This window comes from Rhizorhabdus sp. GW822-FHT03C02, from assembly GCF_058801765.1.
The window spans coordinates 65,424-79,103 of sequence record NZ_JBXANN010000008.1; the positions used below are offsets into that span (position 1 = coordinate 65,424).

The window sequence follows — 13,680 nt, forward strand, 5'->3', positions numbered from 1 at the left end:
AAGAACCATGTCCGACGAGCTCTATCCCGTGCCCGCCGCCTGGGCCGCCGACGCCCTGGTCGATGCCGCCGAACGCGCGGCCGACTATCGCCGGTCGCTCGATCATGGCGCCGACTATTGGCTCGACCGCGCGCGTCGGCTCGACTGGATCGTGCCGCCGACCCGCGCCGACGAGAGCAGCTTCGCCGAGGCCGATTTCGGGATCAGATGGTTCGGCGACGGCGTCCTCAACGCCAGCGTCAACTGCATCGACCGCCATCTCGCCGAGCGCGGCGACGCGGTCGCGATCCTGTGGGAACCCGACGATCCCGCCGAGGCGCCGCGCAGCTTCACCTTCCGCCAGCTCCATGCCGAGGTCTGCCGCTTCGCCAATGTCCTGAAGGCGGCCGGCGCGCGCAAGGGCCACCGGATCACCCTCTATCTGCCGATGATCCCCGAGGCGGCGTTCGCGCTGCTCGCCTGCGCGCGGATCGGCGCGATCCATTCGGTGGTGTTCGGCGGCTTCTCGCCCGAAGCGCTGGCGGGGCGGATCACCGATTGCGACAGCAGCATCGTCATCACCGCCGATGAAGGCCGCCGCGGCGGCAAGAAGGTCCCGCTCAAGGCCAATGTCGACGCGGCGCTCCAGCATTGCACCAGCGTCCACAAGGTCATCGTCGTCCGCGCGACCGGCGGCGCGGTCGCGATCGATCCGGCGCGCGACCTGTGGCTGCACGAGGCCGCGGCCGGCGTCGCCGCCGACTGCCCGCCCGAACCGATGGATGCCGAGGATCCGCTGTTCATCCTCTATACCAGCGGATCGACCGGCAAGCCCAAGGGCGTGCTCCATTCGACCGGCGGCTATCTGCTCTGGGCCGCGCTCACCCATGAGCTGGTGTTCGATTACCGGGCCGGCGACGTCTATTGGTGCTCGGCCGACATCGGCTGGGTCACCGGGCACAGCTATATCGTCTACGGGCCACTGGCGAACGGCGGCACCACCCTGATGTTCGAGGGCGTCCCCAACTGGCCGACGCCGAGCCGCTTCTGGGAGGTGGTCGACCGCCACAAGGTGCAGACCCTGTTCACCGCGCCGACGCTGCTGCGCTCGCTGATGAAGGAAGGCGACGATTTCGTCACCGCGACCGACCGCAGCTCGTTGCGGCTGCTCGGCACGGTCGGCGAACCGATCAATCCCGAGGCGTGGCGCTGGTATCATGGCGTGGTCGGCGAAGGCCGCTGCCCGATCGTCGACACCTGGTGGCAGACCGAGACCGGGGCGGCGATGATCGCGCCGATGCCGGGCGCGACCGCGCTCAAGCCGGGCAGTGCGACGCTGCCGCTGCCGGGGGTCGAACCGCAGATCGTCGATGCCGAGGGCCAGGTCCTCGACGGCGCGACCGAAGGCAATCTGGTGATCGCGCGCAGCTGGCCGGGGCAGATGCGCACCGTCTGGGGCGACCATCACCGCTTCTTCCAGACCTATTTCTCGACCTTCCCCGGCAAATATACCACCGGCGACGGCGCGCGGCGCGACGCCGACGGCTATTACTGGATCACCGGCCGGGTCGACGACGTGATCAACGTCTCGGGCCATCGCATGGGCACCGCCGAGGTCGAAAGCGCGCTGGTGCTGCACGACAAGGTCGCCGAGGCGGCGGTGGTCGGCTTCCCCCACGACATCAAGGGCCAGGGCATCTACGCCTATGTGACGCTCAATGTCGGCGAGGAGCCGTCGGACGAACTCGCGAAGGTCCTGACGAAATGGGTCCGCACCGAGATCGGGCCGATCGCGACCCCCGATGCGATCCAGTTCGCACCGGGCCTGCCCAAGACCCGCTCGGGCAAGATCATGCGCCGAATCCTGCGCAAGATCGCCGAAGGCGATGTCGGATCATTGGGCGACATCTCGACCCTCGCCGATCCATCGGTGGTCGACAGCCTGATCGCCAACCGGCTCTGATCCCGGCCGGGCCGGCCGTGCGGCACGGCCCGGCCGTTACGCCCGATCTCCGTCAGGGAAGCGCAACGAGGTCGGCGTTGCGGTCGATCCGATGAAGCCGGAAGCCGTGCTTGCCGACCGCGGCTTCGGCGACGTCGACGATATGGTCGTGGTGCGAGAAGAGGATGATCTGATTGTCCCGCGCCGCCGCCGCCAGCACACGCAGCATCTCCGCTGCCCGGCCGTCGTCGGCGGTGATCAGCAGATCGTCGCACACCACCGGCAGCGCCTGCGCCCCGCCGCGGCTGGCGATCGCGCCGAGGCGGAGCGCGAGATAGAGCTGGTCGCGCGTGCCCTCGGACATGCCGTCGACGCCGACCCGCGACGCGTCGGCGCGCAGGCCCTTGATAAGCGGCCGGTCGCTGTCGTCATAATCGAGCACCAGCCCGGTGAAGGCGCCCGCGGTGACCTGTGCGAACATCGCCCCCGCCCGTTCGATCAGCGGCGCCTGCGCCGTCGCCCGGTGGCGATCGATGACCCATCGCAGCAACGCCGCCGCGCTGGCCGCTTCGACATGCCGCTCCGCCGCATCCGCCATCGCCGCCGCGACCGCAACGGCCTCCTGCTGGGCATCGGCGGCGGCGGTCGCGCTCGCGACCCCGGCAATCGCGGCCTCCGCCGACGCCAGCTCGCGCCCGACCGTCTCGCGGGCCTCCTCGATCTCCTGCCGGCGGATCCGGATATCCTCGAGCTCCGCCGCCGCCTCGTCGGGTGACAGCGCCGCGGCCTCCTGTGCGACGACCGCCAGTTCGAGGCCTTCGCATTGATGCTCGAGTTCCTGGGCGAGCCGCCGCAGTTCACCCTCATGCTCCCGCGCCCGCCGCCCGGCCTCGATGACCCCGGCCAGCGCGCCTTCGGTGGCGGTTCCGGCGGCAGCCAGCAGCGCGGCGACGACAGCATCGGCCGACCGCAGCCGACGTTCGATCGCCGCCAGCGCCTCGACCGCATCCTGCTCGGTCTCGCCCAACTGCCGGAGCGTCGTCTCCGCGCGCACCGCCTCGGCCAATGCGTCGTTGAGCGCGCGCAGCCGTTCGAACCGCCGGTCGGGCCGCGGACCGTCGAGCAGCGCCTGCAATGCGTCGAACGCGGCCTCGAACTGGCCGAGTTGGTCTTCGTCGAAGGCGATCTGACGTTCGATCGACGACAGCGTCGCCTGATCCCCGGCAAGTTCCTCGAAAGCGTCGATCGCGTCGGACAGGGCATCGGCCGATCCATGATCGGGGAGCCGGCTTTCCTGCAGCAGCCGCGTGCGATCGGCCTCATACGCGGTCTGGCGGGCCTCGAGGTCGAGCGCCTCATGGTTCGCCTTGTCGAGCGCATCGTCGATCCGCCGGCGCTGGGCCTCGGCCACGCGACGCGCCCGGACCACGGCATCGAGCCGCGCGAATTCGCGACGCGCCAGCGCGATCCTGTCGTCGAGCGTATCGCCGGGCGCGGCGGCGATACCGGCGTCGCCAAGCGCCGCGTCGACGGCGGCGCGCTTCGCCCCGCATTCGGCGTCGAACTCCGCACAGGCGTGCATGGCCGCGGCAAGCTCGTCGGCCAGCGACAGCGTCCGCTCGCGCTCGGCGCGCCACCGATCGAGATCGCCCGGTGGCACCGGACGCTGGAAACCGATCTGCCGCAGCAGATCGGCCCATGACGTCGTGCGATCGTGCAGCCGCCCGGTTTCGACCGCCACGATGTTCCGGGCCGCGGCCAGCCGCGCCTCGATCTCCGCCTGCCGCCCGCGCAGCATGCCATGCTGCGCGACCCGCTGGGCATCGGCATCGCGGCTGTCGGCCAGCCTGTCGGCCTGGCCGACGGCGGCACGAAGCGCCTCGCCGATCCGGGCGTCGCCATCGGCCCTGTCGACGCCGAGCCGGGCGCTGACCTCGTCGACCAGTCCATCGCGGGCGGCACGTGCGGCGGCGACGATCTCGGGCGTCGGCAGGCTTCCCGACGCGGTCAACGACGCCAGTTCCGAACGCAGACCGATGAGTTCCTGCTCATGGTCGGCAATATCCGCCTCGGCGGACCGAAGCGATGCCTGGGCCGCGTCGATCGCCGCCGCGGCGGCAAGCGTTTCGACGGCGCCCGGCGGCACGGCCGATCGCAGCGCCTCGACCGACCCCGACCACGGCGCCAGCCCGGCCATGCCGTTCTCCAGCCTGGCGCCCGCGCGGTCCCGCGCCGCGGCGAGGCTCGCCACCCGTCTGGCGACATCGGACCCGACCGCATCGACCGCCGATCGCAACGCGTCGAGCCAGGTCTCGGCGAGCGCGTCGGCCTCCGCGGGCGCCAGCCTGGCGGACTCGTCCTCGATCGCCTGCCGGTTCTGATGATGCCGGTTGGTGTCGCTCTCCAGCCGGCGGCCGACCTCGATCATCGCGCGCAACCGCTTGCGGGGTCCCGCCCCCGGGATCGGATGATCGACATCGAGCCCGGCCTCCGCGCGGACCCGCGACAGCCGGTCGACGATCCCCGCCCGCTCGACCTTGCGCGCGACGAGATCCTCGCCGGCCTTTTCGGCGACCGCGAGGCGCCCGAACAGCGTCTCGATCTCGGCTTTCGCGGCGAGCAGTTTCATCGGCAGATCGATGGCGGCGGCCTCTTCGCGGGCGCGGGCGCGCTTGGCGGTTTCGCGGGCGTGAAGTTCGCCCGCGGTCCGGCGCTCCGCCAGCGCGGCCGCGAGCCGGTCTCCGGCATCGTCGGGCATGAGCGGGACGATGCCCAGCCCGGCGAGCGCCTCCTGCTCGGACGAACGGCGCGCGAGCAGCGGCCTGATCCGGTTGATACGCTCGACGGCATGCGCCCTCTGCGCGAGCGCGCGACCTTCCTCGACGAGCGCGGCCCTTTCGATATCCGCCGCTTCGCGCCGCGCCTTGATCGCGGTCCAGTCGCTGTCGCCGACGCTGTGGGTGCGGACGTCGGCCAGCGCATCGGTCCGCTCGCGCATCAACCGGTTGACGGTCGGGAGCTGCGCCGACGGCTTGAACAGCGCGCCGGCCTGCTCGTCGAGCTTCTTGAGTTCCCGGCCGATGCCGGCAAAGCCGGTCCCGGCCTCGAGCACGATCCGGGCGGCGTCGTCCTTGCCCTCGAGGATCGCTTCGCCGCCCTCGCGCAGCTTGGCATGGTCGAGGCCGAACATCCGCTCGAACGACCGGCGGTCCATGCCGTTGAGCAGCGGCGCGAGCAGGTCGTCGGGCAGCGCGGTGCCGTCGGGCGCCAGCAGCGTGTTCCGCTTGCCCTTGCGGCGGGTGACATCGACTTCGCCCGCCGGCCCGATGATCGATGCGCGGATGCGCAGGTCGCCATAGTCGTAGCGCCAGTTCTGCGGGGATCGCTCGGGAATCCCGAACAGCAGGTCGCCGATCGCCGCGAGCATCGTCGACTTGCCTGCTTCGTTGGGGCCGACGACCAGATGCAGATCGACCGTCCCGTCACCGAAATCGAGGACCCGGTCGGCAAAGCCGCCATAGCGGACGAGTTCGAAACGGCGGAACCGCATCAATCTTCCCCGCCGTCGAGGCGCGCCTCGACGGCGCCCCGCGCCGCCACCAGCAGCGCCGCGCCGTCGCCCGAGCGTGCGGCGGCCAGCAGCGGGGTCAGCTCATGGTCGCCGATGTCCGACGGCAGCCGGGAGACGAGCGGGGCGACCGCGGCCTCGATCGCGCGTATGCAGTCGGGGTCGTCGATCGCGTCGGCGAGCAGCACCGCCAGTTCGGGCGGCAGACCCACGGGCGCTTCGGCACTTGCCGTGACGAGCCTGACCTTTTCGATCCACAGCAGGTCCGACACCGCGGATGCCTGGCCGGCCACTTCCGCGGCGAACCACTCCGGGTCGGCGACGAGCCTGTCCCGGAGCGGACCGCCGGCGGTGACGACGACGCGCGACGCGGTCGGCCGGTCGCCGGCATCGGCGATCGCCCCGCGCAACGCCGCCGATACGCCATCGAGCAGCTCGCGCATGTCGGCGGCGCCTGCCGCATCGACCGCGACCGAGGCCCAGCGCACTTCGTCGGTGGGCCGGTGCTCGATACGCTTCACCACGCCATTCTCGACGCGGACGACCATGACCCCCTTGGCCCCGGTTTCGCGGACATGGCGACCCTGGCTGTTGCCGGGAAAGACGACATGCGCGAACTCGGCGCGCACCGCGGCGTCGTGGACATGGCCGAGCGCCCAATAATCATGCCCCGACGCCCGCAACTCGTCGAGCCTGCACGGCGCATAGGCGGCATGGCCCGGATGGCCGTCGAGCGCGGTGTGCAGCAGCGCGATATTGAACCGACCGGGAACCGGCGGGGTATATTCGGACGCGATATTCTCGAGCGTCGCCGCCTGCTTGTAGCTCCGCCCATGGACGACGACGCCGAGATCGTCGAGCGCCAGATATTCGCATTGGCGATTGTCGAACGCATAGACGCCCTCGGGCATCGTCAGATGGCGGGTGATCCGGCTTTCCGCGTCATGATTGCCGTAGACGACGAAGGCGCGGATGCCGGCACGCGCCAGCCGCGCGAACTGGGCGACGGCGAACTGGCCGGTCGACTGATCCTTCCAGGTGCCGTCGTACAGGTCCCCCGCAATGACGACGAACGCCGCGCCCTCGGCAATGGCGAGGTCGACGATGTTGGCGAACGCCTTGCGGGTCGCGCCGCGGACCAGCGCCGAAAAGGCCGGATTGCGGGTGGCCAGCCCGGACAGGGGGCTGTCCAGGTGAATGTCGGCGGCGTGGATGAAGGTAAAATCGGACGGCATGGCGATAGCCGCATCATAGCCCAGACCCGGCCAGGGTCGCCAGTGCCCCTAACGCCCTCGATACCGCCCCGCCATGATCAGAAACCGAAGCCGCTGGAATCACTGCTGCCGGTACTGCTCTCGTCGTCGGTGCCGTTGATGAGCTCGAACAGCGACGACGTGCCGCCGGCGCCGGTGCTGGTCGCGTCGACGAACGCCTTGGCGCCGCTGCGCAGGCCGGCGGTCCAGCCGCGCGCGTCGCGTTCTTCCTGCGACATCGAGTCATAGCTGCTGACGAGCTGGCGATTATAGGCCGCAAGCCCGGTCATCGCCGAGCCTCCGCGCATCGCGCTCGAGAAATCGGAGGTTCCGCGGGTCTTGAGCTCGACCTTGGCGGCGGCGATCTCGGTGCCGCTGAACTGGCCGGTCTTGTCGAGGATGATCGCCGCGAGCGCACGGCCGCTCGCCTCGCTCAGATCGGCGCGCGCCCCAGAACCAGCGGTCTTGGCCGCGGCATATTGGGCGTCGAGGGTCGAACGGACATCCTTCGCCAGCGCGGTGAAGTCCTTGGCATTGTCGGCCTTTTCGGCGGCGGCGATCTTCGCGGCGATCGAGATCGATACGCCGCTTCCTGTCGCCGCGCCGGACGTCGTGGCGGTCGCCGCCTTGGCGGCGGCGTCGAGCGCGGCCTGGGTCGTCGCGGCCACCGATGAATCGACGCTCGAACCACAGCCATAGCTGGTCCGGGCGGTGGCGAGCAGCGATGAAAGCGACATGGGCCGAACCTCGTCAGGAATATGACGGGGTTAGGCGATCATGGTTAATGAGAGGTTGCCGCCGGCGAGAGCGCCCCCCCCCAAGCCGGGCAGCATTCTAGCCACGGCATTCAACGGTTCGTGTCCGGGTGAACCAGTCCAAGCCCGTCGCCCCGCACTTGTTGCGGGGTCCATGGCTGGTGCGTCAGGCGCTATGGCTTGAGGAAAGCGAGCAGATAATGTCGCGTCTCATCCTCGGCGGCGACTTGCGTGGCGATAGCCATGGACCCCGCAACAAGATCCCATGGGGAGTGGATAGTGACCGCCGCTCTGCCAGAGTGAGGTTGCTGACCAATCTCTGGAGGGACCGATGCTAAGTGAAGCAGAGCCGTGCGGAACGGCGACCACTATCCGCGGCGATCTTGGCGCGATTTTGGTGTCATTGGAACTGTCGCGTTCGACGTGGGTGATCACATCGCTGAGCCCGGGCAGTCAGAAGATGTCGCGGCGTTCGGTAAAGGCCGGGAATATGGGCGCGCTGGTAGCGCAGCTGAATGATCTTGTGGCGAAGACCCGGGCACGGACGGGTGAGCGCTACGAGGTGAAAGTCATCCAGGAGGCTGGGCTCGACGGTTTTTCGATCCACCGAGCTCTGGAGAATGAGGGAATCGAAAGTCACGTGGTGGACCCTGCCTCGATAGCGGTTTCGCGGCGCCGGAGGCGGGCCAAGACCGACCGGATCGACGGCGAGATGCTGATCCGCACGCTGATGGCCTATCTGCGGGGGGAGCCTCGGGTTTGCGCGATGGTCCGGCCCCCGAGCCATGCCGAGGAAGATCGGCGCCGGCTGATCCGGGAGCGTAAGACGCTGGTTGCCGAGCGGATCGAGCACGTCAACCGCATCAAAGGGCTGCTGTTCGGGCAAGGTGTGGGCGACTACAAACCGTTGCGGCGTGACCGCCGCGCTCGACTGGACGAAATCAAGACCCGCGACGGCCAACCGCTGGGCCAAAATCTCAAGGCACAGATCGACCGCGAGCTCGACCGGCTCGAACTGTTGATCGAGCAGATCAGGACGGTGGAGAAGGCGCGAGACGCCTTGCTCGCGCAGGCCGATGGCCCGCAGCCTGCGCCCGCGGCGATGCTGCTCGACCTGGTTGGCATAGGACCCGAGTTTGCCGGCGTCCTGTGGTGCGAGGGGCTGTACCGCCATTTCGACAACCGAAAGCAGTTGGCGGCCTATGCAGGCCTCGCGCCGACACCATGGCAAAGCGGCGGGGTCAGCCGTGAGCAGGGCGTGTCGAAAGCCGGCAATCCACGATTGCGATCGACGATGATCCAACTCGCCTGGCTGTGGCGACGGCATCAACCGGCCTCGGTCCTGAGCAAATGGTTCGAAGACCGCGTCAGGCGAAATGAAGGTCGCTACAAGAAGCCCACCATCGTCGCGCTGGCCCGCAAGCTGCTCGTCGCCTTGTGGAAATATATCTCGGCCGGCGTCGTCATCGAGGGCGCCATAACGGCAGCCAGCCGATCGGCGACGGCCAACTGATCAACCCCTTCCTCAGGATCTGATCAATCCTGACGGATGCAGGTGGGCGGACCGACCCCGCACAGGGCTCCCCTTGAAAGGGGCCGACAACAAGAATGGTCCCGTCCCTCCTGAGCCTAGCCCGCCGCACGCGGGATAATGGTGCTGCCGCTTCGTACGGCGACCGCATGTGAGTTGGACCAGGCTTAGGCCGCGTCTCCATAACCGGCTCAGACCTACATCCGATGCTTCAAAGGAGAATATCCATGTCACCCTAACACGACATCTTGACCCACAACTCCCCATGTGAGTGCGGGGCGACGATAGGTAAGGGAAAATCGATACCACCCTTGTCGGGCAAGGGCGCGTCCAGCCGGGCTCAGGCGGCGCCAGCCATCACCGACGGCATGTCCATCTCGTCGACCCCGCCGATGCAGCGGCGCACCGCCTGCTGCAGCACCGATGCCAGCGCGACCGGATCGCGCTCGTCGGAGGCGTCATAGACGAACCCGATCGCCATCGAGCGGTCGTCGGATTCGGTCGGCAGCAGGATCGACACCAAAGACGCCTCGATGCCGAAGCCGGCCGGGCCGATCGCATAGCCGCGGCGCGCGGCTTCCTGGACGCGGCCGCTCATTTCGGAGGGCAGGAATTTGCGGTCTTCGGGCGCCTCGGCGTTCAGGCGGCGGATCAGCCCCTCGCGGCGCTGCGGCGGCAGCGTCGACAGCAGCAGCCAGCCCGCGGCGGTCGAGCAGAGATCCTCGCACTGGCCGCCGGTGAGATCGCGGCCCGCGGATTCGACCCGGCGCAGGCCCGGCTTCCAGCGGAAGATCTGGGCGTTGGCGCCGACCATCCCGACCAGCGCGACGCCGAGGCCGGTCTGGCCGCGCAGCGTGTCGACCAGTTCGGCGAGGCGGCCGTCGCGGACGATGCGCGGCTGCGACAGCGAACCGATGATCGCCGCGCGCGGGGTGAGCGAATAGAAACGCGAGCCCGGATCCTTGTAGAGCAGGCCGAGGTCGACGAGGCTGGCGAGCAGTTCGGACGTGCTCGACTGCGGACGATTATAGCGACGGGCAATGTCCATCACCGTCGCGCGATGATGCTGATCGTCGAAGAAATCCAGCACCTCGATGACGCGCTGTGCGCCCTTGGCCTTCGCCGGCTCGGGAATGGTCGCCATGCTCTCCTCCTCTTTGATAAGCATGCTAAGCAAACCGCTTTCGGAGTCAACTGAAAAAATGAGAGCCTATCTCTTGTTGTCGCCGGGCGACGCGAAAGCGGTTTCGCCCTTGCCGCCGACCGCCGTCCCGCGCCATGGATCGGGCATGCCCATCAGCGCGTCCAAGCCCCCCAAAGACAGCCGCCGGACCTTCGAGGTCATCTGCGCGAAGATCCGCGACGAACTGGCGTCGGGGGTGCTCAAGGCCGGCGACAAGCTGCCCGCCGAACGCGAGCTCGCGGCCCAGCTCCAGGTCAGCCGCAGCGCGCTGCGCGAGGCGCTGCGCACGCTCGAAATGGCCGGGATCCTGCGCAACACCAAGGGGGTGAAGGGCGGCTCCTTCGTCCAGGCGGCCGAGCCCGATCGCATCGTCCAGGCCATGCAGGACTATGTCAGCCTCGGCGACATCACCCTGCACGAACTGACCGAGGCGCGGATCGCGCTGCAGGACGTGATCGTGCGGCTGGCCTGCGAACGCGCCACCGAGGCCGACATCGCCGAGCTCGAGACGATCGCCAACGCCACCAAGGCGGTCACCGCCGTCGAGGCGCGCTATCAGTGCGCGGTCGCCTATTACAACGTGCTGGCGCGGGCGACCGGCAACCGCATCTTCGGCATCTTCGTCGACTCGCTGTCGGCGATCCTCCACCAGTTCGTCGCCGGCCCCGATTACGAGACGCTGCAGGAATCGCTGATCCGGTCGCGACTGCGGCTGGTGAAGCATCTGCGCGACCGCGACGCCGATGCGGCGGCGCTGGAGATGCGCAAGCATCTCGAACGCGTCCACCGCCATGTCCGCAAGAATGTCAAAGGACGGCTCGCCGACCGGCTCTGAACCTCGACCGACGCCCCTGTTTCGTTGACAGGCGCGGCATATCGCTTAATGGTCGTACCATTCACATCGCAGCCAGCGGTGCGAGCCGGAGAGCGATCGTGAACGACCCAGCCCCCCTTTCCCCGAACCGCGATGCGCTGGCCGGGGTCCGCGTGCTCGATTTCTCGGCGGTGATGGCCGGTCCCTTCGCCACCCGCATGCTCGCCGACCTCGGCGCCGATGTGGTGAAGGTCGAATCGATGGACGGCGACCAGGTTCGCGCCCGCCCGCCGATGCGCGATGGCCACAGCGCCTATTTCGGCCATCTCAACGCCGGCAAGCGCAGCATCGCGCTCAACCTCAAGGCGCCCGAGGCGGTCGCGCTGATCAAGGCGATGCTGCCGCGCTTCGACATCGTCGTCGAGAATTTCCGCCCGGGGGTGATGGCGCGACTCGGCCTCGATCACGCGACCCTGGCGACGATCAACCCGCGGCTGATCTATTGCTCGGTCTCGGGCTATGGCCAGACCGGGCCGCGCGCGCAGGACCCGGCCTATGCGCCGGTGGTGCACGCGTCGAGCGGGTTCGACATGGTCAATATGGACTATCAGGACGGCACCGCCGACCGCCCCGCCAACAGCGGCATCTTCATCGCCGACGTGCTCGGCGGCACCCATGCGTTCGGCGCGATCCAGGCCGCGCTCTACCAGCGCGAGAAGACCGGCAAGGGCCAGCTCATCGACCTGTCGATGCTCGAGGCGATGGTCGGCATGCTGGTGTTCGAGACCCAGCAGGCACAGTTCCCGGCGCCGCGGCGGCCGATCTACACCCCGCTCAAGACCGCCGACGGCTTCATCATGGTGGCCCCCACCAGCCCGCGCAATTTCGAGCAGCTCGCCGATGCGGTCGGCCATCCCGAATGGCGCGACGATCCGCGCTTCCGCACCGTCGCCGCGCGCAACGCCAACTGGGCCGAACTGCTGGCGCTGACCGAAGAGTGGACGATCGGCATGCCGGCGGTCGACGCCGAGCGCATATTGTCCGGGCATGGCGTGCCCTGCGCGCGCTACCGCGAGGTGCGCGAACTGCTCGACGATCCCCAGCTCGTGGCGCGCGGCGCCTTCGCGACGATCGCCGACAGCGGCGGCGACTACCGCGTCACCAACCCGCCCTTCCGCATGTCAGAATCGCGCACCGAGGCGCGCAACCTCGTCGCGGGGCTCGGCGAACATGGCCCGGCGCTGCTGCGCGAGGAACTGGGGCTGGACGAAAGCGCGATCGCCGGGCTGAAGGCGAGCGGCGCGCTGGGGTAGAAGCGGTCTGTTTGTTCTTCTGAAGCCTTCTCCCGCCCTTCGCGGGAGAAGGTTTGGATGAGGGTCTTCTGCCTTCCTATCTCAGACAAATAGCGAAGAAGAAGAAGAAGACCCTCACCCTACCCTCTCCCGCATGCGGGAGAGGGATAAAAAGTTCAGCGCAGCAATTCGCGCGAGATCGTGTTCTTCTGGATCTCGGTCGAGCCCTCGTAGATCCGGGTGATGCGGATGTCGCGGTAGAGGCGTTCGATCGCGAAGCCGCGGCAATAGCCCGATCCACCGAAGATCTGCAGCCCGGTGTCGACGGTGCGGCTGCCGGCTTCGGTCGCGAACAGCTTGGCCATCGATGCGAGTTCACGGCGCTTCTCGCCCTGGTCGTAACGCCAGCAGGCGTCGAGCAGGATCAGCCGGGCGGCGCGCATGTCGGTCGCCATCGTCGCGAGATAATGGCGGATCGCCTGGAAATCGGCGATCACCCCGCCGAACGCCGGCCGGGTCTTGGCCTGGTCGATCGCCAGTTCGAGCGCATATTCGCCCATCCCGACCGCGGTCGCGGCGACGTTGAGCCGACCCTCGTTGAGCCCCTCGAGCGCATAGTTGAACGCCATCCCCTCTTCGCCGAGCAGCGCGTCGGCGGGCACCTGGCAATCGGTGAACGACATCTCGTAGACGCCGGGGGTCGCGGTGCCCATCAGCGGGATGGTGCCGTCGATCGAGTAGCCGGGGGTGTCGGCGCTCATCAGGAAGGCCGAGATGCCCTTCCGGCCCGCCGCCTTGTCGGTATAGGCATAGACGATCACCTCCTTGGCGTTCTTGCCGTTCGAGATGAAGGTCTTGCTGCCGTTGATCAGCCAGCCATCGGCGTTGCGGACCGCGGTGGTGCGCATCGAGGCGAGGTCCGATCCGCAATGCGGCTCGGTCAGCGCGAAGGCGATCGGGATCGTGCCGTCGGCCATGCCCGGGATCAGCCGCGCCTTCTGCTCGGGCGAGCCATGGTTGAGGATATTCTTGGCGCCGGGCCCCATCAGCGGGCGCAGCTCGGTCCAGAATTGCGGTGGCAGCCGCGCGAGTTCGATCTGGACGACGCACTGCGCGAGCGCGCCCATGCCCAGGCCGCCATATTCTTCCGGCAGGCCGAGCCCGAAATAGCCGTTGTCGATCAGCGTCTGGCGGACGATCGGCGCGATCTTGCCGGTTTCGACGAAGTCGAGTTCATAAGGCAGGAGATCGCGCACGATCGACCGCGTGACGTCGCGGAACTCGATGATCTCGTCGGGCAGCTCAAAATCCACGGAAGGTCCTTTCCCGGTTTCACGATCGCGCATGGCTGCGCCGATTGAAT

At 68.4% G+C, this 13,680-nt stretch carries 9 protein-coding genes; 4 read left to right on the plus strand and 5 right to left on the minus strand.

Translation table 11 applies throughout. The features are described from left to right. Nucleotides 1–7 precede the first annotated feature (7 nt). The gene (gene acs / locus AC1RM6_RS19415; protein ID WP_493104227.1) at nt 8–1,942 is read left to right on the plus strand and encodes an acetate--CoA ligase; all 1,935 of its coding nucleotides are present in this window, start codon (nt 8–10) and stop codon (nt 1,940–1,942) included. Nucleotides 1,943–1,994: 52 nt separating this feature from the next. On the opposite strand, the gene AC1RM6_RS19420 is transcribed toward acs, so the two are convergent. The 3 genes from AC1RM6_RS19420 to AC1RM6_RS19430 form a co-directional block, all read right to left on the minus strand. After that, entirely contained in the window at nt 1,995–5,471 is a 3,477-nt protein-coding gene (locus AC1RM6_RS19420) for an AAA family ATPase (RefSeq protein ID WP_493104229.1), read from the minus strand. Then, nucleotides 5,471–6,724 carry a metallophosphoesterase family protein gene (locus tag AC1RM6_RS19425; protein ID WP_493104231.1) on the minus strand — a complete coding sequence of 418 codons (1,254 nt, stop codon included), beginning with the start codon at nt 6,722–6,724 and terminating at the stop codon, nt 5,471–5,473. The genes AC1RM6_RS19420 and AC1RM6_RS19425 overlap by 1 nt, the downstream gene beginning before the upstream one ends. Nucleotides 6,725–6,801: 77 nt before the next feature. Further along, entirely contained in the window at nt 6,802–7,479 is a 678-nt protein-coding gene (locus tag AC1RM6_RS19430) for a hypothetical protein (RefSeq protein ID WP_493104232.1), read from the minus strand. Between the two features lie 349 nt (nt 7,480–7,828). On the opposite strand from AC1RM6_RS19430, the gene AC1RM6_RS19435 reads away from it, so the two are divergent. Then, on the plus strand, nt 7,829–9,010 hold the full coding sequence (locus tag AC1RM6_RS19435) for an IS110 family RNA-guided transposase (RefSeq protein ID WP_493104233.1): 1,182 nt from the start codon (nt 7,829–7,831) through the stop codon (nt 9,008–9,010). A gap of 358 nt (nt 9,011–9,368) precedes the next feature. On the opposite strand, the gene AC1RM6_RS19440 is transcribed toward AC1RM6_RS19435, so the two are convergent. After that, nucleotides 9,369–10,172 carry a helix-turn-helix domain-containing protein gene (locus AC1RM6_RS19440; RefSeq protein WP_493104234.1) on the minus strand — a complete coding sequence of 268 codons (804 nt, stop codon included), beginning with the start codon at nt 10,170–10,172 and terminating at the stop codon, nt 9,369–9,371. Nucleotides 10,173–10,317: 145 nt separating this feature from the next. On the opposite strand from AC1RM6_RS19440, the gene AC1RM6_RS19445 reads away from it, so the two are divergent. Together AC1RM6_RS19445 and AC1RM6_RS19450 are read left to right on the plus strand one after the other, a co-directional pair. Then, complete coding sequence (locus tag AC1RM6_RS19445) at nt 10,318–11,046, plus strand: FadR/GntR family transcriptional regulator (RefSeq protein WP_493104236.1); 729 nt, start codon at nt 10,318–10,320, stop codon at nt 11,044–11,046. Nucleotides 11,047–11,144: 98 nt separating this feature from the next. Continuing rightward, nucleotides 11,145–12,338, plus strand: coding sequence for a CaiB/BaiF CoA transferase family protein (locus AC1RM6_RS19450; RefSeq protein ID WP_493104238.1), 1,194 nt, complete (start codon nt 11,145–11,147; stop codon nt 12,336–12,338). Nucleotides 12,339–12,493: 155 nt separating this feature from the next. Here the strand turns inward: AC1RM6_RS19450 and AC1RM6_RS19455 are convergent, their stop codons facing one another. Then, entirely contained in the window at nt 12,494–13,630 is a 1,137-nt protein-coding gene (locus AC1RM6_RS19455; RefSeq protein WP_493104240.1) for an acyl-CoA dehydrogenase family protein, read from the minus strand. Between the last annotated feature and the right edge of the window lie 50 nt (nt 13,631–13,680).